General features: G+C 73.0%; 18 protein-coding genes. 10 read left to right on the forward strand and 8 right to left on the reverse strand.

Annotation, left to right across the window (positions count from 1 at the left end; genetic code table 11):
- Window positions 1-28: 28 nt before the first annotated feature.
- The 4 genes from AC0B9F_RS22885 to AC0B9F_RS22900 all read left to right on the forward strand — a co-directional run bounded on the left by AC0B9F_RS22885 (window position 29) and on the right by AC0B9F_RS22900 (window position 4107).
- A complete protein-coding gene (locus tag AC0B9F_RS22885; RefSeq protein ID WP_472005433.1) occupies window positions 29-2578 on the forward strand; it encodes a sensor histidine kinase in 2550 nt (849 codons plus the stop codon).
- Window positions 2575-3012: a roadblock/LC7 domain-containing protein gene (locus AC0B9F_RS22890; protein ID WP_472005435.1), complete on the forward strand. Its 438-nt coding sequence runs from the start codon at window positions 2575-2577 to the stop codon at window positions 3010-3012. Before AC0B9F_RS22885 ends, AC0B9F_RS22890 begins: the two co-directional genes overlap by 4 nt.
- 22 nt (window positions 3013-3034) lie before the next feature.
- On the forward strand, window positions 3035-3445 hold the full coding sequence (locus AC0B9F_RS22895) for a DUF742 domain-containing protein (RefSeq protein ID WP_472005437.1): 411 nt from the start codon (window positions 3035-3037) through the stop codon (window positions 3443-3445).
- Window positions 3446-3507: 62 nt separating this feature from the next.
- Window positions 3508-4107 carry a GTP-binding protein gene (locus AC0B9F_RS22900; protein ID WP_472005438.1) on the forward strand — a complete coding sequence of 200 codons (600 nt, stop codon included), beginning with the start codon at window positions 3508-3510 and terminating at the stop codon, window positions 4105-4107.
- Between the two features lie 39 nt (window positions 4108-4146).
- Here AC0B9F_RS22900 and AC0B9F_RS22905 read toward each other — a convergent pair whose 3' ends face one another.
- On the reverse strand, window positions 4147-4575 hold the full coding sequence (locus tag AC0B9F_RS22905; protein WP_472005441.1) for a PPOX class F420-dependent oxidoreductase: 429 nt from the start codon (window positions 4573-4575) through the stop codon (window positions 4147-4149).
- A gap of 93 nt (window positions 4576-4668) precedes the next feature.
- On the opposite strand from AC0B9F_RS22905, the gene AC0B9F_RS22910 reads away from it, so the two are divergent.
- Together AC0B9F_RS22910 and AC0B9F_RS22915 are read left to right on the forward strand one after the other, a co-directional pair.
- Entirely contained in the window at window positions 4669-5082 is a 414-nt protein-coding gene (locus AC0B9F_RS22910; RefSeq protein WP_472005443.1) for a roadblock/LC7 domain-containing protein, read from the forward strand.
- 125 nt (window positions 5083-5207) lie between these two features.
- Window positions 5208-6071, forward strand: coding sequence for a DUF6397 family protein (locus tag AC0B9F_RS22915; protein ID WP_472005445.1), 864 nt, complete (start codon window positions 5208-5210; stop codon window positions 6069-6071).
- Between the two features lies 1 nt (window position 6072).
- Here the strand turns inward: AC0B9F_RS22915 and AC0B9F_RS22920 are convergent, their stop codons facing one another.
- On the reverse strand, window positions 6073-6939 hold the full coding sequence (locus AC0B9F_RS22920) for an acyl-CoA thioesterase (protein WP_472005447.1): 867 nt from the start codon (window positions 6937-6939) through the stop codon (window positions 6073-6075).
- Window positions 6940-6958: 19 nt separating this feature from the next.
- A complete protein-coding gene (locus AC0B9F_RS22925; protein ID WP_472005449.1) occupies window positions 6959-9472 on the reverse strand; it encodes a DEAD/DEAH box helicase in 2514 nt (837 codons plus the stop codon).
- A gap of 145 nt (window positions 9473-9617) precedes the next feature.
- Here AC0B9F_RS22925 and AC0B9F_RS22930 point away from each other — a divergent pair, with 145 nt between their 5' ends.
- Window positions 9618-10412: a metal-dependent hydrolase gene (locus tag AC0B9F_RS22930; protein ID WP_472005451.1), complete on the forward strand. Its 795-nt coding sequence runs from the start codon at window positions 9618-9620 to the stop codon at window positions 10410-10412.
- 320 nt (window positions 10413-10732) lie between these two features.
- Here AC0B9F_RS22930 and AC0B9F_RS22935 read toward each other — a convergent pair whose 3' ends face one another.
- The 4 genes from AC0B9F_RS22935 to AC0B9F_RS22950 all read right to left on the reverse strand — a co-directional run bounded on the left by AC0B9F_RS22935 (window position 10733) and on the right by AC0B9F_RS22950 (window position 16065).
- The gene (locus tag AC0B9F_RS22935) at window positions 10733-11011 is read right to left on the reverse strand and encodes a type B 50S ribosomal protein L31 (RefSeq protein ID WP_472005453.1); all 279 of its coding nucleotides are present in this window, start codon (window positions 11009-11011) and stop codon (window positions 10733-10735) included.
- A gap of 60 nt (window positions 11012-11071) precedes the next feature.
- The gene (locus AC0B9F_RS22940; RefSeq protein WP_472005456.1) at window positions 11072-11542 is read right to left on the reverse strand and encodes a DUF5709 domain-containing protein; all 471 of its coding nucleotides are present in this window, start codon (window positions 11540-11542) and stop codon (window positions 11072-11074) included.
- 864 nt (window positions 11543-12406) lie between these two features.
- A complete protein-coding gene (locus AC0B9F_RS22945; protein WP_472005457.1) occupies window positions 12407-14188 on the reverse strand; it encodes an ABC transporter ATP-binding protein in 1782 nt (593 codons plus the stop codon).
- The gene (locus tag AC0B9F_RS22950; protein ID WP_472005459.1) at window positions 14185-16065 is read right to left on the reverse strand and encodes an ABC transporter transmembrane domain-containing protein; all 1881 of its coding nucleotides are present in this window, start codon (window positions 16063-16065) and stop codon (window positions 14185-14187) included. Before AC0B9F_RS22950 ends, AC0B9F_RS22945 begins: the two co-directional genes overlap by 4 nt.
- Window positions 16066-16296: 231 nt before the next feature.
- On the opposite strand from AC0B9F_RS22950, the gene AC0B9F_RS22955 reads away from it, so the two are divergent.
- The gene (locus AC0B9F_RS22955; RefSeq protein WP_472005462.1) at window positions 16297-17034 is read left to right on the forward strand and encodes a L,D-transpeptidase family protein; all 738 of its coding nucleotides are present in this window, start codon (window positions 16297-16299) and stop codon (window positions 17032-17034) included.
- A gap of 108 nt (window positions 17035-17142) precedes the next feature.
- A complete protein-coding gene (locus tag AC0B9F_RS22960) occupies window positions 17143-18768 on the forward strand; it encodes a peptide-N4-asparagine amidase (protein ID WP_472005464.1) in 1626 nt (541 codons plus the stop codon).
- 155 nt (window positions 18769-18923) lie between these two features.
- Here AC0B9F_RS22960 and AC0B9F_RS22965 read toward each other — a convergent pair whose 3' ends face one another.
- Window positions 18924-19373, reverse strand: coding sequence for a MarR family winged helix-turn-helix transcriptional regulator (locus AC0B9F_RS22965; RefSeq protein WP_472005467.1), 450 nt, complete (start codon window positions 19371-19373; stop codon window positions 18924-18926).
- Between the two features lie 118 nt (window positions 19374-19491).
- Here AC0B9F_RS22965 and AC0B9F_RS22970 point away from each other — a divergent pair, with 118 nt between their 5' ends.
- A complete protein-coding gene (locus AC0B9F_RS22970) occupies window positions 19492-21303 on the forward strand; it encodes an ABC transporter ATP-binding protein (RefSeq protein WP_472005469.1) in 1812 nt (603 codons plus the stop codon).
- The last annotated feature ends 64 nt before the right edge of the window (window positions 21304-21367 follow it).

Genomic DNA, 21367 nt, shown 5'->3' on the forward strand with positions numbered 1-21367 from the left:
GCCCGACCCACTCCCGAACGAGGAGGCCATGCGTACACCCCGTAGGACCCTCACGGCCGGCGCCGGCGCGCCGCCCCGCGCGCGCGGACGCCGCGCGCACGCCGGGCCACCCGCCGACGAGAGCCCCGGCGCACGCGCGGGCACCACGGCGCCCGGGGCACCCGCCGCCACGACGCCCAACCCACCCGCGCGGGGCGGGCGCCGGCTGATCCGGCCGCGCACCGTACGCGCCAAGATCGTCTGCCTGCTGATGGTGCCGGTCGTCTCCCTGCTCGCCCTGTGGGCGTACGCCACCGTCAGCACCGCCCAGGACGTCTCCCGGCTCCGCCAGCTGCAACGCGTCGACGCACAGGTCCGCGCCCCCGTCACCGCCGCGGTCACCGCCCTCCAGACCGAGCGCACCGCCGCCGTCCGCTACGCGACCGATCCCGCCGCCGGCGACGCCTCGGCGTTCAAGGACCTCGCCGCCCGCACCGACCTGGCCGTGGCGCAGCTCAAGCTCGGCGACCACCACACCGTCGCCGACGGCCAGGAACTCCCCGCGGGCGTCTCCCGCCGCCTCGACGCCTTCGTCCGCAGCACGGAAGGGCTGCGCGGACTGCGCTCCGAGGTGCTCGACGGGCGGGCCGGCTGGACCGACGCCTTCCAGCAGTACACCGACGCCATCACCGCGGCCTTCGGCGTGGACGGCGCCCTCACCGGCTTCCAGGACGCCGATCTCGGCTCCGACGCGCGCGTGCTGCTGGAGTTCGCCCGCGCGGGCGAGGCGCTGGCCCAGGAGGACGCCGTCCTCTCCGGCGCCCGGACCACGGGCCGCCTCGACGCGCAGCGGCTGCGACTGTTCACCGGCGCCGCCGCCACCCGCCGTACCCTCACCGAGGCCGCGGCGGGCGACCTTCGCGGCCCCGAGGCCACCGCCTGGCGGGCCCTCGCCGCAGGAAACGCCTACGCCGCCCTGAACGACGCCGAGGACGGCGTCCTCTCCGCGAAACCGGGCGCCCGGGCCGACACCCTGCCGTCCGCCGCCACCTGGCGCAGCGCCCACGCGCGCGTGCAGGACGACATGCGCGATCTCGGGACCCGGGCAGGACGCGACGTCGCCGAACGGGCCGACCCGTTCACCCGGGGACTGCTCACCCCGGCCGGGGCCGCCGTCCTGCTCGGCCTGCTCGCCGTGGTCGCCTCCCTGGTCATCTCCGTACGCATCGGCCGCGGCCTCGTCGTCGAACTGGTCAGCCTGCGCAACGGCGCACTGCGGATCGCCCGGCGCGAACTCCCCGAAGCCATGCGCCGGCTGCGGGCCGGCGAGGAGATCGACGTCCGCGCCGAGGCCCCGCCCGGACCCGCTGCCGACGACGAGGTCGGGCAGGTCGCCGAGGCGCTCGGCACCGTGCACCGCGCCGCCCTGCGGGCCGCCGTCGAACGCGCCGAACTCGCCAGCGGCATCTCCGGCGTCTTCGTCAACCTCGCCCGCCGCAGCCAGATCCTGGTCCACCGTCAGCTCGCCCTCCTCGACAGCATGGAACGGCGTGCCGAGGACCCGACCGAACTGGGCGACCTGTTCCGGCTCGACCACCTCACCACCCGGATGCGACGCCACGCGGAGAGCCTGATCATCCTCTCCGGCGCCGCCCCGGGCCGGGCCTGGCGGACGCCCGTCTCGCTGACCAACGTGGTCCGCGCCGCCGTCTCCGAAGTCGAGGACTACGCACGCGTGGAGGTACGCCGGCTCCCCGAGGCATCCGTCGCCGGTGCCGCGGTAGCCGACCTCACCCACCTGCTCGCCGAACTCATCGAGAACGCCACCCAGTTCTCCCCGCCGCACACGCGCGTGCGCGTCACCGGCGAACCCGTCGGCAACGGCTACGCCGTCGAGGTGGAGGACCGCGGCCTGGGCATGGGCAAGGAGACGCTCGCGGAGGCCAACCGGCGCATCGCGCAGTCCGAGGCCCTCGACCTGTTCGACAGCGACCAGCTGGGCCTGTTCGTCGTCAGCCGCCTCGCCGCCCGGCACGACATCAAGGTGCACCTGCAGACCTCCCCCTACGGCGGCACCACCGCGGTGGTCCTGCTGCCCACGGCCCTCCTGCACGACGGCACGGCGGCACACTCCCCCCGGCAGGCCACGCACACCGAGCAGCCCACCGCACGCGACCACGCGCGCGTGAGCGCCGTCGCCCCGCACGCACAGGCGCACCAGGAGGCGGTCGTCCCGCCCGGCCGGCCCGCTCTGACCGCGCCCGAACCGCTCGCGACCGAGACCGCCGGCGAAACCCCGCCCCTGGGAGTGACCACCTTGCGCCTGCACCGCTCACGGGACACCTCCGAGCAGTCCGGCGCGAGTGACGACCTGCCGCGCCGGGTACGGCAGGCGAGCCTCGCGCCCCAACTGCGCGAACGGCCACGGCAGGACCCGCAGCCGGACGACCCGTCCCAGGACGACTCGCGCACCCCCGAAATCGTCCGGGACCGCATGGCCGCCTACCGCGCCGGATGGGCGCGCGGCGGCGGCAGACCACCCGGCCGCCCGGCCGGCCGCGCACCGGGCGCCGACAGCAACGAAGGAGACCGCGCATGATCCAGGACCCGACCACGGCGAGCGGCCGGCACTCCGGCGAACTCGACTGGCTGCTGGACGATCTCGTGATGCGCGCCGGCGACGTACGGCACGCCGTGGTGCTGTCCAATGACGGCCTGGCCGTCGGTGCCTCCAGCGGCCTCAGCCGGGAGGACGCCGAGCACCTGGCCGCCGTGTCGTCCGGGTTCCACAGCCTCGCCAAGGGCACGGGCCGGCACTTCGGCGCGGGCGGCGTGCGCCAGACGATGGTGGAGATGGACGACGGCTTCCTGTTCGTGGCCGCCGCCGGCGACGGCTCCTGCCTCGCCGTCCTCACCGCCGTGACCGCCGACATCGGCCTGATCGCCTATGAGATGGCGCGGCTGGTCAAACGCGTCGGCGAGCACCTCTACACGGCCCCGCGCGTCACCGCACGCCCGTCGGCCGCCGGATGAGACCGGAAAGCGGCCACCGCCCATGAGCGAGGACAGGCACGGCACCCCGGCCGAACCGGGCAGCCAGTGGTACGACAACGAGGCCGGGCCCCTCGTACGGCCGTACGCGATGACCGGCGGCCGCACCCGGCCCGGCCCCAGCGGAGTGCGGTTCGACCTGATCGCCCTCGTCACCCTGGACCCCGCGGCCCCCGACCCGGACGACGCCCCGCTCGGCCCCGAGCACCGCGCCCTGATCGACCTGTGCCGCATCGAGACCCAGTCCGTCGCCGAACTCGCCGCCGGTGCCGACCTGCCCGTCGGCGTGGTCCGGGTGCTGCTCGGCGACCTGCTGGAACTCGGCTGCGTCACGGTCCACCGGCCCGTGCCGCCCGCGCAGCTGCCCGACGAACGGATTCTGCGCGAGGTCATCGCGGGGCTGCGCGCGCTGTAGCCGTCCCCGCACCACCCACTCCGCACGCCGACCGTTGCCGGTCCTCCCGAGAGAAGTGATCGATGGTCACCGAACACCACGACCTCGCCGACGAGCCCGCCCTGGCGTTGAAGATCCTGGTCGCCGGCGGATTCGGCGTGGGCAAGACCACCCTGGTCGGCGCCGTCAGCGAGATCAGGCCGCTGCGCACCGAGGAACTGCTCAGCGAAGCAGGACAGTCGGTCGACGACACCGACGGAGTGGACCGCAAGGTGACCACGACCGTCGCCATGGACTTCGGACGCATCACCATCCGCTCGGGACTGTCGCTGTACCTCTTCGGCACCCCGGGCCAGAACCGGTTCTGGTTCCTGTGGGACGAACTGTCCCAGGGCGCTCTCGGCGCCGTGGTCCTCGCGGACACCCGGCGGCTCGAGGACTGCTTTCCGGCCGTGGACTACTTCGAGCACCGCGGCATCCCGTTCGTGGTGGCCGTCAACTGCTTCACCGGCGCGCGGAGCTACGGCTGCGACGACGTCTCACGCGCCCTCGACCTGGACCGGGGCGTCCCGGTGGTGCTCTGTGACGCCCGGGAGCGGGACTCGGGCAAGGAGGTGCTGATCCGGCTCGTCGAGTACGCCGGGCGGATGCACACAGCCCGGCTCCTCGATTCCGTGGGCTGACCGGGGACCGGTGCGCGGCGGCTCGGCGCCGGGCTCGGCTCAGCCCGCCACGGCCCGCTGCGCCAGCACCTTGTCGATACCGACCCGCACGAGGAGTTCCCCCGGCACGCCGTTGCGCGCCCCGAACTCCTCGGCACGGTCCTCGCCCATGTAACGGGCCGCGAGCCTGGTCGCCCAGGCGCGCACCTCGTCAAGGTCGTCCGACAGCCGGGCCCGGCCCTGCAGCACCACGAAGTCGTACGGCGGCCGGTCGTCGTCGACACACAGCGCGACCCGGCCGTCCCGGACCAGATTGCGTCCCTTCACACTGTCCCGGTGCGTGGTGAACACCACCTCGTCGCCGTCCAGCAGAAACCAGACCGGTGTCATGTGCGGGCTGCCGTCGGCCCGGACGGTGGCCAGTTTTCCGGTGCGGGTGCCGTGGGAGACGAACGCCCGCCACTCCTCGTCGGTCATCTTCTGTGCCATGCCTCCATCCTGCTTGCCGGGCGGCCGGTCCTGGGGAAGGCTGGCGGACAGATCCCCCAGCCAGGGGGAGACATCACACGGGGAGAAGTGAACATGGCGCAGAACCAGGGACTTGGCTGGCTGCTGGACGACCTGACCGAGCGCGTGGACGATGTGCGCCACGTGCTGGTGCTGTCCAACGACGGACTGGTCACGGGGGCCAGCACGGGACTGCGGCGGGAGGACGCGGAGCATCTGGCGGCCGTCTCGTCGGCACTGCACAGCCTGGCCAAGGGCTCGGGACGCCACTTCGGCGCGGGCGGGGTGCGTCAGACGATGGTCGAGTTCGACGACGCGGTGCTGTTCGTCACCGCCGCCGGCAGCGGCAGCTGCCTGTGCGTCCTCAGCGGCGCCGAAGCCGACTTCGGTCAGATCGCCTACGAGATGACCCTGCTCGTCAACCGGGTCGGCGAACATCTCGACGTCGACGCCAGGCAACCGGAACGCAAGCCCGAAACAGGGCTCTGACCTGCTGCTCTCTCAGGCCCCGTGGAGTTATCCACAGGCTCGCCGGAAAGTCGGTCCCGGCGGCTACGGTTTTTTCACGGCGAACGCACCGGGCGTGAGCCACCGACTCCACGGGGGAGACGACCATGACCGGCACCACCCTCACCGCAGCGGACCGGCCGGCCCTGACCATCAGCCGGGCCGCGCGGGAACTGGGCCTCAAACGCAGCGACTTCGACCTGGCGGTGCACCTCGGCCGGATCCGCACCGTGCCCGACGAAGGCGGCGGGGGCCGCCGGGTGCCTGCCGAGGAGCTCGAACGGCTGCGCGGTGAGGAGGGCTTTCCCGACGCCCTCACCGCGGCGGTCCGCACCGTCGGCACCACGGAGGGCGCGGCCCTCATGGGCATCGCGCCCACCCGGTTCACCCGCCTGGCACGGGCCGGCCTGCTCGTACCCGTGCGCTTTTACCTGAACCGCTACCGGGCCGTCGTGTGGCACTATCTCGCCGACGAACTCCGGCAGTTCGCCGCGGAGGAGGGGAACGCCCCACTGCTGAAGGGACGCACGCTTCCGCCGGACCTGCTCACCCGCCTCCAGGAGGGCGTCGACCTGCGTGCCCGCAACTGGCGGGGCCGCCATCTGGGCTTCCTGCGGCGCCAGGCCGGCGACCACTCCTGGGCGCGGGCCGGCGCGGTGGCCGCCCTGCTCGATCCGGTGCGGATCGCGGAGATCGTGCCGGACCCCTACGACCGCGCCCACCTCTACCGCTTCCGCCCGGGGCCGCCCGTGCACGGAGCGCCGGGCTCGCCCGCCGTGCTGCTGGCGGAGTGCCTCATGACCGCGGACGACCCGCACGAGATCGACTGGCTTCGCTACGAGCTCATCGTGGCCATGGACGAGGCCCGCGACCTCCGGCCGGCACCGCGTCCCGCTCCCGCGCCGCCCGCCGCGCCGCAACCGCCGCGGGACCGGGGCCTGTGGGGTCGGCTGCTTCGCAGAGGACAGTGAGCTACAGCGGCCGGAACAGACCCTCCTGCACGACCGACACCAGCAGACGGCCCCGCACGTCGTAGATCCGCCCGCGGGCAAGGCCCCGCCCGCCCGTCGCGATCGGCGACTCCTGGTCGTACAGGAACCACTCGTCCGCCCGGAAGGGCCGGTGGAACCACATGGCGTGGTCCAGTGACGCCATGTCGAAGTTCCGCGGACCCCACAGCGGTTCGACCGGCAGGCGCACGGCGTCCAGGAGGGTCATGTCACTGGCGTACGTCAGCGCGCAGGTGTGCACCAGCGGGTCGTCGCCCAGCGGGCCCACCGCGCGCATCCACACCGCGCTGCGCGGCTCGGCGCCCTTGACCTCCTGATCGCTCCAGCGCAGGCGGTCGACATAGCGGATGTCGAAGGGCTGCCGGCGCGCGAAGCGCTCCCACTGCTCGGGCAGCTCGCCCAGATGCTCCTGGATCTCCTGCGCCACGGTCGGCAGGGACTCCGGAGCGGGCACCTCGCGGGCCGGCGGCAGCTGGTGCTCGAAGGGCCCTTCCTCAGGCTTGTGAAAGGAGGCGGTGAGATTGAAGATCGTGCGGCCCTGCTGCACGGCGGTGACCCGGCGGGTCGTGAAAGACCGCCCGTCCCGGACCCGCTCGACCTGGTACACGATCGGCACCCCCGGCCGGCCCGGGCGCAGGAAGTACGCGTGCAGCGAGTGCACCGGGCGGTCGCCTTCCGTGGTGCGGCCCGCGGCGACCAGCGCCTGGCCGGCCACCTGGCCGCCGAAGACCCGCTGCAGGGACTCCTGCGGGCTGCGGCCACGGAAGATGTTGACCTCGATCTGCTCCAGGTCGAGCAGGTCGACCAGTCTCTCGGCCGGGTTCGTCATCGGTGGGACTCTCCTGTGGTCACAGCTGGCCGACGTCGGTGACGCGGACCACGGCACGGCCCTCGGCGTCGGAGGCGGTCAGGTCGACCTCCGCACTGATGCCCCAGTCGTGGTCGCCGTTCGGGTCGGCGAAGATCTGCCGGACGCGCCACAGCCCGTTCTCCGGCTCCTGGTTGATGACGAGCAGCTTGGGTCCGCGGGCGTCGGGCCCGGTGCCGAGATCGTCGTACTCGTCCCAGTACTTGTCCATCGCCTCACCCCAGGCGTCGGCGTCCCAGCCGGACTCCGCGTCCATCTCGCCGAGTTCCTCCACATGGTCCAGCGCGGCCAGCTCGACGCGGCGGAACATGGCGTTGCGCACCAGCACGCGGAAAGCACGCGCGTTGGTGGTGACCGGCTTGACCTCGTCGGCCTTCTCCTGGGCCTCCTCGGCGGTCATCTCCGCCGGATTGGCGAGCTGCTCCCACTCGTCCAGCAGGCTGGAGTCGACCTGGCGCACCATCTCGCCGAGCCACTCGATCAGGTCCTCGAGGTCCTCGGACTTCAGGTCGTCCGGGATGTTGTGGTCCAGGGCCTTGTAGGCGCTTGCCAGGTAGCGCAGCACGATGCCCTCGGTGCGGGCCAGCTCGTAGTGGGACACCAGCTCCGTGAAGGACATCGCCCGTTCGTACATGTCGCGCACGACGGACTTCGGCGACAGCGGGTGGTCACCGACCCAGGGGTGGCTCTTGCGGTAGGTGTCGTAGGCGTGGAAGAGCAGCTCCTCCAGCGGCTTGGGGTAGCTGAGGTCCTGGAGGCGCTCCATGCGCTCCTCGTACTCCACGCCGTCCGCCTTCATGGCGGCCACGGCCTCGCCGCGGACCTTGTTCTGCTGGGCGGCGAGGATCTGGCGCGGATCGTCCAGCGTGGACTCCACGACCGACACCATGTCCAGCGCGTACGACGGCGATTCGGGGTCGAGGAGTTCGAACGCGGCCAGCGCGAAGGTGGACAGCGGCTGATTCAGCGCGAAGTCCTGCTGGAGGTCCACGGTGAGGCGGACGATGCGGCCCTCGGCGTCCGGCGTGTCCAGCTTCTCGACGATGCCGCCGTCCAGCAGCGAGCGGTAGATCGCGATCGCGCGGCGGATGTGCCGCAGCTGCTGCTTGCGGGGCTCGTGGTTGTCCTCCAGCAGCCGGCGCATCGCCTCGAAGGCGTTGCCGGGCCGGGCGATCACCGACAGCAGCATGGTGTGCGTGACCCGGAAGCGGGAGGTCAGCGGCTCGGGCTCGGAGGCGATGAGCTTCTCGAAGGTGTTCTCCGTCCACCCGACGAAGCCCTCCGGAGCCTTCTTCCGCACGACCTTGCGGCGCTTCTTCGGGTCGTCGCCCGCCTTGGCGAGCGCCTTCTCGTTCTCGATGACGTGCTCCGGCGCCTGCGCGACGACCAAGCCCGCCGTGTCGAACCCGGCCCGCCCCGCACGGCCGGCGATCTGGTGGAACTCACGCGCGCGCAGCGTGCGCACCCGGTTGCCGTCGTACTTGGTCAGGGCGGTGAACAGCACCGTGCGAATGGGCACGTTGACGCCGACGCCGAGGGTGTCGGTGCCGCAGATGACCTTCAGCAGCCCGGCCTGCGCGAGCTTCTCCACCAGCCGCCGGTACTTGGGCAGCATGCCGGCGTGGTGCACGCCGATGCCGTGCCGCACGTACCGCGAGAGGTTGCGGCCGAACTTGGTGGTGAAACGGAAGTTGCCGATCAGGTCGGCGATCCGGTCCTTCTCCTCGCGCGTGCACATGTTGATGCTCATCAGGGCCTGCGCCCGCTCCACCGCCTGCGCCTGCGTGAAGTGCACGATGTACACCGGCGCCTGCCTGGTCTCCAGCAGGTCCGTGAGCGTCTCGGTCATCGGGGTGTAGCGGTACTCGTAGGAGAGCGGCACGGGCCGGGTCGCCGAGCGGACCACCGCTGTGGGGCGGCCGGTGCGGCGCGTGAGGTCCTTCTCGAAGAAGGACACGTCGCCCAGCGTGGCCGACATCAGGATGAACTGTGCCTGCGGCAGCTCCAGCAGCGGGATCTGCCAGGCCCAGCCGCGGTCCCCTTCCGCGTAGAAGTGGAACTCGTCCATGACGACCTGGCCGATGTCCGCGTTCCTGCCGTCGCGCAGCGCGATGGAGGCGAGCACCTCGGCCGTGCAGCAGATGACGGGGGCGTCCGCGTTGACGGAGGCGTCGCCGGTCAGCATGCCGACGTTCTCCGTGCCGAAGAGCTTGCACAGCTCGAAGAACTTCTCCGACACCAGCGCCTTGATCGGAGCGGTGTAGAAGGTGACCTCGTCGCGGGCCAGCGCCGCGAAGTGCGCGCCGGCGGCGATCATGCTCTTGCCGGAGCCGGTGGGCGTCGACACGATCACGTTCGCACCGGAGACCGCCTCGATCAGCGCTTCCTCCTGGTGAGGATAGAGCGTGAGACCGCGCTCCTGGGCCCAGGACTCGAAGGCGTCGTACAGGGCGTCGGGGTCGGCGGTCTGCGGCAGCTGATCGATGAGGGTCACGCCCCCATCTTGCCTGGCCCGGGCCTCGATGCGGGAATCGGATGTCCCCGCCAAGATCACGACCGCTACGCTGTGTCGCCGACGGAAGGTCATCGCGCCCGGTCAACTGGACAGCGCGACACGAGGGATGGGGCGGGCAAGGGCCATGATGGGACCAGCACACTCACTGTCGGGCGCCGCGGCCTGGCTCGGCGTCGGTGCGGCGGCGGCCGGGGCCGGGCATCCGATGCCGTTGCCGGTGGTGCTCTCGGGGGCGCTGATCTGTGCCGGTGCGGCGCTCGCCCCGGACCTGGACCACAAGGCCGCCACGATCTCCCGGGCCTTCGGCCCCATCTCGCGCGGCCTGTGCGAGATCGTCGACAAGCTGTCCTACGCGGTCTACAAGGGCACCCGCAAGCAGGGCGACGCGCGCCGCTCCGGCGGCCACCGCACCCTCACCCACACCTGGCTGTGGGCGGTACTGATCGGCGCGGGCACCTCGGCGCTGGCGATCACCGGCGGTCGCTGGGCGGTGCTGGCGATCCTCTTCATCCACATGGTGCTGGCGATCGAGGGGCTGCTGTGGCGGGCGGCCCGCGGGTCCAGCAGCGACGTGCTGGTGTGGCTGCTGGCCGCGGCCAGCGCCTGGATCATCGCCGGGTGGCTGGACAAGCCGGGCAACGGCTCCGACTGGCTGTTCACTGCGCCGGGCCAGGAGTACCTGTGGCTGGGGCTGCCGATCGTGCTCGGGGCGCTGGTGCACGACATCGGGGACGCGCTGACCGTCTCCGGCTGCCCGATCCTGTGGCCGATCCCGCTGGGCCGCAAGCGCTGGTACCCGGTCGGGCCGCCCAAGATGATGCGGTTCAGGGCCGGCAGCTGGGTCGAGCTGAAGGTGCTGATGCCAGCGTTCATGCTGCTCGGGGGAGTGGGCGGGGCGGCGGCCCTCAACTTCATCTGAGCGGTCCGAGCGGCTGGGGCTCCCGCCCTCGACCGAGCGACCCGGCTCTGCGCCGAAGCGGCGCCGCGTTACTTCGCCTCGCCGCCACGGCTCTGCGACGCCTCGCCGCCTTCGCGTTGCGGCACCCGGCCGCTGCCGTGCTGTGATACCGCGCCGCCGCCGTGCTGCGCCGCCGCATCGCCGTCGTGCTGCGACGCCTCGCCACCGCGTGCTACGACGCCGCGCCGCCGCCTGCTACGACGCCGCGCCGCCGCCTGCTACGACGCCGCGCCGCCTGCTACGACGCCGCGCCGCCGCCTGCTACGACGCCGCGCCGCCTGCTACGGCGCCGCGCCGCCGTCGCGCTGCGTCGCGTCCCCGGCGCCGTAGCGCCGCTCGAAGCGGGCGATGCGGCCCTCGGTGTCCACGGTGCGGGCCTTGCCGGTATAGAAGGGGTGGCTCTCGGAGGAGATCTCGACGTCCACCACCGGGTAGCTCTGCCCATCGTCCCAGTCGATGGTCTCGTCGCTGGACGCGGTGGAGCGGGTCAGGAAGGCGTAGCCGGCGGCACGGTCGCGGAAGACGACCGGGTGGTAGTCGGGGTGCTGGTCCTGCTGCATGGCGGCTCCTCGGGATGGACGCGCGGAGGTCGGGGGAGGCGGGGCTCGGCGGCGCGGGGGTCAGCCGGAGAGGGCGTCCTCGTCGACGATGTGCATCGCGGCCTCCTCGGCGGAGGCGGCGGCGCCGTCGATGCCGACGTCCGAGGCGACCAGGGCGGCCTCCTCGTCCTCGTGCGTGCCCTCGTCCGGGGCGACGAGCCGACCGGAGCGGAGGGCGCCGACCTCGTTGTCCAGCGGCTCGCCGTCGGTGCCGTCGGTGTCGCCGATGCCGTCGCCGTCGGGGACGGGCGGATCCGGCAGCTCCTCCGCCAGCCGCTGGTCGAGGGTCTCGCCCGCATGGCGCTCGGCGGCCGTCACGCCGGTGTGTTCCACTGCCCAGGGCCGCTCCGGCGGGGACCAGCCGCGGTCCAGCGGATCATCGACGCCGTCGTACTCCAGGGTGTCCTCGGAGTCGAGCACGCCCGTGTCCTCCCGCTGGTCGGACGCATCGGGCTGGTAGACGTCGTCTCCCCATCCATCGGCGCTGTTCACGGGTACCTCCTGGGGGTGGGGACGGGCCCGTTGCCACGGCGGCCGGTCGTGGGCCGCCGGGGTGCGGGGCACAGGCCGCGCACGGCACGAGCAGGACGGTCCCCGGGCCTTTCCCGAGCCGGTGCCGTTATCCAGCGTTCCACCCTTACTTGCCACCGCGCAACGGCAGACGCCCTCACGCCGGGCCGCACGGGCAACCCCGGCCGGGCGGGGACCGGGCCTGCCCGGCCGGGGGCCCCTCGGGCGTCGGGGCCATCCGCGGGTCGGCCCCAAACACCCGGGACCTGTCCGCGGTGGCTCAGGACTGCTGGGCAACCCCGACCGCGCGCGGCCCGGGGCCGCCCGGCCCCGGGCGCCGGCGGATGGCAGGGCCACCTGTGGGTCGCCCCCCGGGGACCGGTCGGCGGTGTCCCCGTGCTGCGGAGCCACGACGTCCGTGCGCGGACCGGGGCTGGCCCAGGCCGGGAGCGCCCTCACGCAGATCGTCGCCGAGGCGACCGGGCTCTTCCAGGCGCTCGGCACGGCTCGCACGGCAGCACCACCCGCGGGCCCGTCACTCGGGGCGCGCCCGCGCCAATCAACCGTGCCACACCCGTATCGGTCAGCCGTGCCATACCTAAGCCAGTCGGCCGTGCCACGCTCCTGCCGATCAGTGGTGCCGCGCCTGTGGCGTTCAGTCGTGCCACGCCCGCGCGGCTCAGCTGTGCCGCGCCCGCGCGCCTCAGCCGTGCCGCGCCCGCGCGCCTCAGCCGTGCCGCGCCCGCGCGCCTCAGCCGTGCCCGCCCCCTTCGAGCAGCCGTGCCCCGCCCCTGTCGCTCAGCCGTGTCACGTCCGTGTCGCTCAGCCCTGCCGCGCCCCTGCCGTTCAGCCGTGCCAGGACTGCCACAGTGCCGCGTATGCGCCGTCGGCGGTGACGAGGGCGTCGTGGGTGCCCAGCTCGCTGATCCGGCCGTTCTCGACGACGGCGATGACGTCGGCGTCGTGCGCGGTGTGCAGGCGGTGCGCGATGGCGACGACGGTGCGGCCGTCCAGTACCCGGGCCAGGGACCGCTCCAGATGGCGGGCCGCACGCGGGTCGAGCAGGGACGTCGCCTCGTCCAGGACCAGCGTGTGCGGGTCGGCCAGCACCAGCCGGGCGAGCGCGATCTGCTGGGCCTGCGCCGGGGTGAGCGCCAGCCCGCCGGAGCCGACATCGGTGTCCAGGCCGTCGGCCAGGGCGCGCGCCCAGTCGTCGGCGTCGACCGCCGCCAGGGCGGCCCACAGCTCGGCGTCCTCGGCGTCGGTGCGTGCCAGCAGCAGGTTGTCGCGCAGGGAGCCGACGAAGACGTGGTGCTCCTGGTTGACCAGGGCCACGTGGGAGCGGACCTGCTCGGCGGGCATCCGGGAGAGTTCCGCGCCGCCGAGGGTGATCCGGCCCGAGCGGGGTCCGTAGATGCCGGCCAGCAGCCGGCCCAGGGTGGACTTGCCCGCGCCCGAGGGCCCGACCAGGGCCAGCCGGGTGCCGGGCGCCACCCGAAGCGACACCTCGCGCAGCACGTCCACGCCCTCCAGGTAGCCGAAATGCACCTGGTCGGCGTGCACAGCGCGGCCGTCCGGGGTGAGCGACGGGTCGCCGGCGTCCGGTTCGATGTCGCGGACGCCGACCAGCCGGGCCAGCGACACCTGGGCGATCTGCAGCTCGTCGTACCAGCGCAGGATGAGGTTCACCGGGTCGACGAGCATCTGGGCGAGCAGCGCGGCGGTGGTCAGCTGACCCACCCCGATCCAGCCGCGCAGCACGAACACGCCGCCGATCATCAGCACCGAGCCCAGCACGGTGACGTGCACCGCGTTGATCACCGGGAAGAGGATCGAGCGGAGCCAGAGTGTGTACCGTTCCCACGCGGTCCATTCGGAGACCCGCCGCTCCGACAGCGCGATGCGGCGCTCGCCGAGCCGGTGCGCCTCGACGGTGTGTCCGGCGTCCACCGTCTCCGCCAGGGCGGCGGCGACGGCGGCGTACCCGGCGGCCTCCGAGCGGTAGGCGGACGGTGCCCGGCGGAAGTACCAGCGGCAGCCGACGATCAGCAGCGGCAGGGCCAGCAGCACGGCCGGCGCCAGCGGCGGCGCGGTGACGACGAGGCCGCCGAGCAGCAGCACCGTCCACATCACGCCGATCGCCAGCTGGGGCACGGCCTCGCGCATGGCGTTGGCCAGCCGGTCGATGTCGGTGGTGATCCGGGAGAGCAGGTCGCCGGTGCCGGCGCGTTCCAGCACGCCGGGCGGCAGGGCGACCGAGCGGACGAGGAAGTCCTCGCGCAGGTCGGCCAGCATCCGCTCGCCCAGCATCGCGCCCCGCAGCCGGACCTGCCGCACGAAGAGCGCCTGCACGGCGAGGGCCAGCACGAACAGGGCCACGAATCGGGTGAGATGGAGGTCCGCCGTCTGCTGCGAGACGCCTTCGACGAGGTCGCCCAGCAGCCACGGGCCCACCATGGAGGCGACGACGGCGACGGTGTTGACGCCGACGAGCAGCAGGAAGGCGCGGCGGTGCCGGCGGAACAGTTCGGCCACGTAGGCGCGGACGGTGGAGGGGGCGCCGACGGGCAAGGTGGTCGCCGTCGTCGGGGCCGCCGGGTCGTAGGCCGGTCGTGCCACGCCGATCATGCGGTCTCCTCGATCTCTCGCAGTTCTTCCAGCACGTCCAGGTCGCCTTCGATCGCCAGGCGCGGGCGCGCCGCACCGTCGAGCGCCGGGCCCTGGCTTTCCGTGCCCTCGAGCGGCGTGCCGAGGGTGCCGAGCGTCTCGGTCTCGTCGTCGGTCTCCCGTGTCACCACGGCGCGGTACCGCGGTTCGGAGTGCACCAGTTCCCGGTGCGCGCCGATCGCCGCGACCCGGCCCTCGTGCACCAGGACGACCTGGTCGGCACGGTCCAGCAGCAGTGGCGAGGAGGTGAACACGACCGTGGTGCGGCCGGCGCGCAGCCGGCGCACGCCCTCGGCGATCCGCGCCTCGGTGTGCGAGTCGACGGCCGAGGTCGGCTCGTCCAGGACGAGCACGTCCGGATCGGTCACCAGCGAGCGGGCGAGGGCGAGGCGCTGGCGCTGGCCGCCGGACAGGGACCGGCCGCGTTCGGTGAGACGGGCGTCCATCGGGTCCGCCGCGTCGAACGACCCCTGCACCAGCGCCCGCAGCACGTCGTCGCACTGCGCGGCCGCCAGAGCCGCCCGCGCCGCGACGGCACCGGAGGACGGCACGTCCAGCAGCTCGCGCAGGGTGCCGGACAGCAGCACCGGGTCCTTGTCCTGCACGAGGACGGCCGTACGGGCCACGGCGAGCGGGAGTTCGTCCAGCGGGACACCGCCCAGCCGTACCGACGGGCCCTCTTCGGTGGCGTGCGCGCCGAGGCGTTCGGCGAGCCGGCCCGCCGCGTCCGGGTCGCCGCACACCACGGCGGTGAGCCGGCCGGCCGGAGCGGTGAGCCCGGTCGCCGGGTCGTGCAGATCACCGGCGGGCAGGTCCGGCGTGCGCGATCCGCCCGCGCCGACGGCCCGCTCCAGGGACAGCACGCGGGCGGCGCGTTTCGCCGACGGCTTGGAGAAGGAGTACGCCATGGCGATCTCCTCGAAGTGCCGCAGCGGGTAGGCGAGGACCATCACCGAGCTGTAGACGGTGACGAGTTCGCCGACGGTGATCCGGCCCTGGCGGGCGAGGTGGACGCCGTAGGCGACGACGCCGATGAGCAGCAGGCCGGGCAGCAGCACCTGCAGGGCCGCGATCAGCGACCACATGCGGGCGCTGCGCACGGCGGCGCGGCGCACCTGCTGTGAGGCGCTGCGGTAGCGGCGCAGGAACAGCTCCTCGCCGCCGATGCCGCGCAGGACGCGCAGTCCGGCCACCGTGTCGGAGGCCAGTTCGGTGGCACGTCCCGCCTTCTCGCGCTGCTCGTCGGCGCGCCGGGTGGCGGCGGGCAGCAGGGGAAGCACGGCCAGCGCGAGCACCGGCAGGCCGACCGCGACGACCACGCCCAGCGCGGGCTGGTAGACGGCCAGGCCGACGCAGACCGCAACGACGGTGAGCGCCGCCGCGGTGAACCGGGACACCGCCTCCACGAACCAGCCGATCTTCTCCACGTCCCCCGTGGACACGGTGACGACTTCACCGGCGGCGACCCGCCGGGTCAGGGCCGCGCCCAGCTCGGCGGCCTTGCGGGCGAGCAGCTGCTGGACGCGGGCGGCTGCCGTGATCCAGTTGGTGACGGCGGTCCGGTGCAGGAAGGTGTCGCCGAGCGCGGTGGCCGCACCGCACAGGGCGAGCACCCCGCCGGCCAGCGCCAGCCGCGCGCCGGAGCGGTCGACGACGGCCTGGACGGCGAACCCGACGCAGAAGGGCAGCGCGGAGACGGCCACGAAGTGCAGCAGTCCCCAGGCCAGTGACTTCAGCTGGCCGCCCAGCTGGTTCCGGCCGAGCCACCACAAAAATCGGGGCCCCGAGCGTACGTCGGGTACGCCCGGATCGGAGTACGGAAGGTCGTGAATCTGCATGACGTCCCAGTGGCTGGTGTCAGGAGGCGGATGGTCGGCGATGGTCGTGGATCGACGGCGAGGCGGCGGTCCGGCGGTGCGCCGGCGCGGCGGGCCGCGCGGGATGTCCCCGGGCGGCGCAGCAAACCGTGACAGGTTGACCCCACACCGTGGTCGGAATCAACCGGTTTTCCCCGCGGGCTACCACCCCCGGCCGGTGGGGTCGCGGAACGGCGGTGCCATCATGGACCGATGCGAGACAGCGGTAATGGAGCGATACGGCGTGCGACGGCGGCGACCGCCGCGGTGTGCGCCCTGGCCCTCGGAACGCTGACCGCGTGCGGCGGTTCGGGAACGGGAGACGGCCGTGACGCGAAGTCAGGCACACCGGCCCGGCCCAGCGCGGACCCGACCCGCATCCCCGGAGTCGGCGACCGCCTGCAGCGCCGCATTCCGGCGGATTCCCGCCAGGTGGTCGCGGTCTACGGCGACGGGAAGGACGCGCCCGGCGCCACGGTCGTCCTGTACGACCGGCGCGGTTCCGTCTGGGAGCGGGTGCGCAGCTGGCCGGCGCACAACGGCAAGAGCGGATGGACGTCGGACCACCACGAGGGCGACAACCGCACCCCGGTGGGTGTGTTCACGCTGAGCGACGCCGGCGGGGTGCTCTCCGACCCCGGCGCGAAGCTGCCGTACACCCGCTCGGCCTCGTTCGCCGCGCCGCACACCTGGGGCAAGAGCGCCTGGCACGACTTCGACTACGTCATCGCCATCGACTACAACCGTGTCAAGGGCACCTCGCCGAACGACCCGACCCGGCCGCTGGGGGAGAAGAAGGGCGGCAGCATCTGGCTGCACATGGACCACGGCAGCGGTACGTCGGCCTGCGTCACCCTGTCCCAGGCGGCCATGGAGTACCTGCTGCGCACGATCGACCCGGCCCGGCATCCCGTGGTGGTGATGGGGGACAAGGCGGACCTGCTCGCCTAGTCCACGTCCAGTCCACGCATATTCCGGGTCCGTGAAGCGCCGTGGACCCGCCATGGGCGCCGCGGCCCCATTGCGGCCTGGCCCCGACACCCCGTAGAAAGACCGGCCATGAGAAGCCGGATCATCATGTCCATGCTCGCCGGAGCGACCCTCCTGGCGAGCACCCTCCTCGGAGCGGCCGCCCCCGCCGACGCCGCGCAGCCCCCCGGAGCCGTGCGCAGCGCCGACGTGCCTGCCGAGTTCGGCACCGACTGGCACGACCCGGTGACCGCCGCCCCGCCCGTCGCCCGGCCGCACTCCCGGTCCTGCCAGGTCACCCTTGCCGAGACGCAGTTCCGCGACTTCACGCCGTACCGGGGCAGTTACGCCCCGCCCGCCGGGTGCGGGCAACGCTGGAGCAAGGTCGTGCTGCGCCTCGACGGCAAGGTTGCGGGGCGCCAGTTCGACCGGCTGGGCTATCTGCACGTCGGCGGAGTGGAGATCCTGCGCACCTCGACACCGGAGCCGTCACCCGACGGCATCACCTGGTCGGTGGAGAAGGACGTCACCCGCTACAGCGACACCTTCCGCAGCGCGCAGGACGTCGAGATGCTCATCGGGAACGTCGTCGACGGCACCTACACCGGCGTCATCGACGTCAGGGCGACCCTCACCTTCTACACCGGCGCTCCCGCCGAGCGCGCCCCCGACCGCGTCCTGACCCTCACCGACGGCACCACGCTCACCACCCCGCGCAACAGCGAGCGCGTCCTCGCCGAGGTGTATGCCACCGGCTCGGGCGGCGGCTGCGAGGAGTTCTGGTATCTGACGGTGCCGGACGCGGCGCCGTACTCGTGCAAGGCGGGCGGGGGTCCGTACCGCGAGGTCCAGATCTCCGTCGACGGGCAACTGGCCGGAATCGCCGCGCCGTTCCCGACGGTGTGGACCGGCGGCTGGTCCAACCCCTTCCTCTGGTACGTCGTGCCCGGCCCGCGCGCCTTCGACGTCAAGCCGATCACCTACGACCTCACCCCGTTCGCCGGTCTGCTGAACGACGGGCGTCCGCACCGCGTGGAGGTGTCCGTCGCCGGGGTGCCCGCGGGGCAGGCCGGCTGGAGCGCGCCGGTGAACGTCCTCGTCTGGCAGGACGCCGGGAAGGCGCAGGTCGGCGGGAAGCTCACCGTGCACCGGGCGGGCGAGCTCGCCAACTCCTCGGTCTACACGCCCGGTTCCGAGCACCGCGTGGACACCCGGGGCGGTCACCGTCTCACCGTCGCCGGATACCTGGACACCTCGCACGGCCGGGTGACGACCACGGTGGACCGCGTCCTCGCGAACACCTCCGCGCACCGCTGGAACGACGGCGAGACCGTGGACCCCCTGGACGCGACCTGGACGGACGACGAGACGGTGACCCTGGACGGACGCGGGCCGGCCCGCGCCACGCACACCCACCGGACGTACACGATGGACGGCACCATCACGATCGGCGCGGACGACCGGCTGCGCACCGTGCTCACGATGGGCGACCGGGCCGCGGTGGACGAGGCGCGCGGCGGGCGGCGGACGGCGTGGTCGCGGTTCGACGACACCTGGACCGGTGACGCCGCCTACACGATGAACGTGCCGCGCGACCAGCGCCACGCGGTCGGCACGAGCCGTGAACGCTACCGGCTGTACGGCTCCGACGGCTGCTACGACCGGACGCTCGCGACCCGTCAGGGGGCGCTGGTGGAGGACCGCACCGGCTGCTGAGGCCCGGCCAGCCGCCGTCGAGACGACCGCACCGGCTGCTGAGGCCCGGCCAGCCGGCCCTGGAGACGATCGCACCGGCTGAGGCCGGCTTCCCCGCCGTCGAGACGCAGACCGTCACCATCGACGGCGTCCTTAAGTCTCGGCGGCGGGTGCGCTCAGCAGCTCCCGGCCGGCCCGCCGTCGACCAGCGTGTCGAGAAGTTCCCCGAACACCTCCCGCTGCTCCTTCGTCAGGGGGGCCAGGATCTCCTCGGCCGCCGAGCGGCGGGCCGTGTGGAGTTCGCGGAGTGTCGCGCGGCCCGCGTCCGTCAGTTCGATGCGGGTCACCCGGCGATTGGCCGGGTCCGGGGCCCGGCGCACCTTGCCGCTTCCCTCCAGACCGTCCACCAGAGTCGTCACCGCGCGTGGCACGACCTCGAGCCGTTCGGCGAGGTCGGCCATGCGCGGCGGCGTGCTGTAGTGCGCGAGGGTGCGCAGCAGGCGGGACTGGGCCGGGGTGATCCCCAGATCGCGCGAGTGCAGATGGCTCTTCTGGATGCGGTGCACCCGGCGGGTGAGCCGCAGCAACTGCTCGGCGAGCAGGCCATCGGGGTCGGGGGTGGTCATGCGGGAACAATATCAGGACGTAGTTCATTGTGAGTCTAGGTAACAATGAGCTATGGTCCCTTTCGGTCGACGCCGCACGCCGCGCCGGCCCCGCCCACCCCACCCTCCGTAGGAGCCCATGCACCCCGACCACGCCCCCTCCTGGACCCCGCCCGCCGACGCCGCGGCGCAGCCCCGGCAGGTCCGGCGGATCCTGCGTCTCTTCCGCCCCTACCGTGGCCGGCTCGCCGTCGTCGGCCTCCTCGTCGGCGCCTCCTCGCTCGTCTCGGTGGCCACGCCCTTCCTGCTGAAGGAGACCCTGGACGTCGCGATCCCGCGGGGACGCACCGGGCTGCTCAGCCTGCTCGCCCTCGGCATGATCCTCAGCGCCGTCCTCACCAGCGTCTTCGGCGTACTGCAGACCCTGATCTCCACCACCGTCGGCCAGCGCGTCATGCACGACCTGCGCACCGCCGTCTACGGCCGCCTGCAGCGCATGTCGCTCGCCTTCTTCACCCGCACCCGCACCGGCGAGGTGCAGTCCCGCATCGCCAACGACATCGGCGGCATGCAGGCCACCGTCACCTCCACGGCCACCTCCCTGGTCTCCAACTTCACCAGCGTCGTCGCCACCGTCGTCGCGATGGTCGCCCTGGACTGGCGGCTCACCGTCGTCTCCCTGCTCCTGCTGCCGGTGTTCGTGTGGATCAGCCGCCGCGTCGGCCGGGAACGCCGCAAGATCACCACGCAGCGCCAGAAACAGATGGCCGCCATGGCCGCCACCGTCACCGAGTCCCTCTCCGTCAGCGGCATCCTGCTCGGCCGCACCATGGGCCGCTCCGACTCGCTGACCGCGTCCTTCGCCGAGGAGTCCGAGGCTCTGGTCGGGCTGGAGGTGCGCTCCAACATGGCCGGCCGCTGGCGGATGGCCGTCATCACGATCGTCATGGCCGCGATGCCCGCCGTCATCTACTGGACCGCCGGTCTCGCCCTCCGGACGGGCGGCGCCGAGGTCTCCATCGGCACGATCGTCGCCTTCGTCTCCCTGCAGCAGGGGCTGTTCCGGCCCACCGTCAGCCTGCTGTCGACGGGTGTGCAGATCCAGACCTCCCTCGCGCTCTTCCAGCGCATCTTCGAGTACCTGGACCTGCCCATCGACATCACCGAACGCGACAACCCTGTCCACCTCGACCAGATCAAGGGCGAGGTCCGCTTCGAGGACGTCACCTTCCGCTACGACGGCAAGGGCGAGGCGATGCGGCCCGTCCTCGACGGCGTCGACCTCACCGTCCCGGCCGGCGGCAGCCTCGCCGTCGTCGGACCGACCGGCGCCGGCAAGTCGACCCTCGGCTACCTGGTGCCCCGGCTGTACGACGTGACGGGCGGCCGCGTGACCGTCGACGGCGTGGACGTGCGCGACCTCGACTTCGACACCCTCGCCCGCGCGGTCGGCGTCGTCTCCCAGGAGACGTACCTCTTCCACGCCTCGGTCGCCGACAACCTGCGCTTCGCCAAGCCGGACGCCACCGACGACGAACTGCACGCCGCCGCGCGCGCCGCGCAGATCCACGACCACATCATGTCCCTGCCCGACGGTTACGACACGGTCGTCGGCGAGCGCGGCCACCGCTTCTCCGGCGGCGAGAAGCAGCGCCTGGCCATCGCCCGCACCATCCTGCGCGACCCTCCGGTGCTCATCCTCGACGAGGCCACCAGCGCCCTGGACACCCGCACCGAGGCCGCCGTGCAGCAGGCGATCGACGCCCTGTCCGCCGACCGCACCACGCTCACCATCGCCCACCGGCTCTCCACGATTCGCGGCGCCGACCAGATCGTGGTCCTGGACCGCGGCCGCGTCGCCGAGCGCGGCAGTCACGACGAACTGCTGGCGCTGGACGGGCGGTACGCGGCCCTGGTCCGCCGGGACGCCCGGCTGGAGCCGACGAGCTGACGCTGGGGAAGACCGCCGGGAGGGTTTGCCGGATTTGCGGCGGTATGCGGGTTACCGTGCCCGC

The organism is Streptomyces sp. NPDC097129, assembly GCF_055668065.1.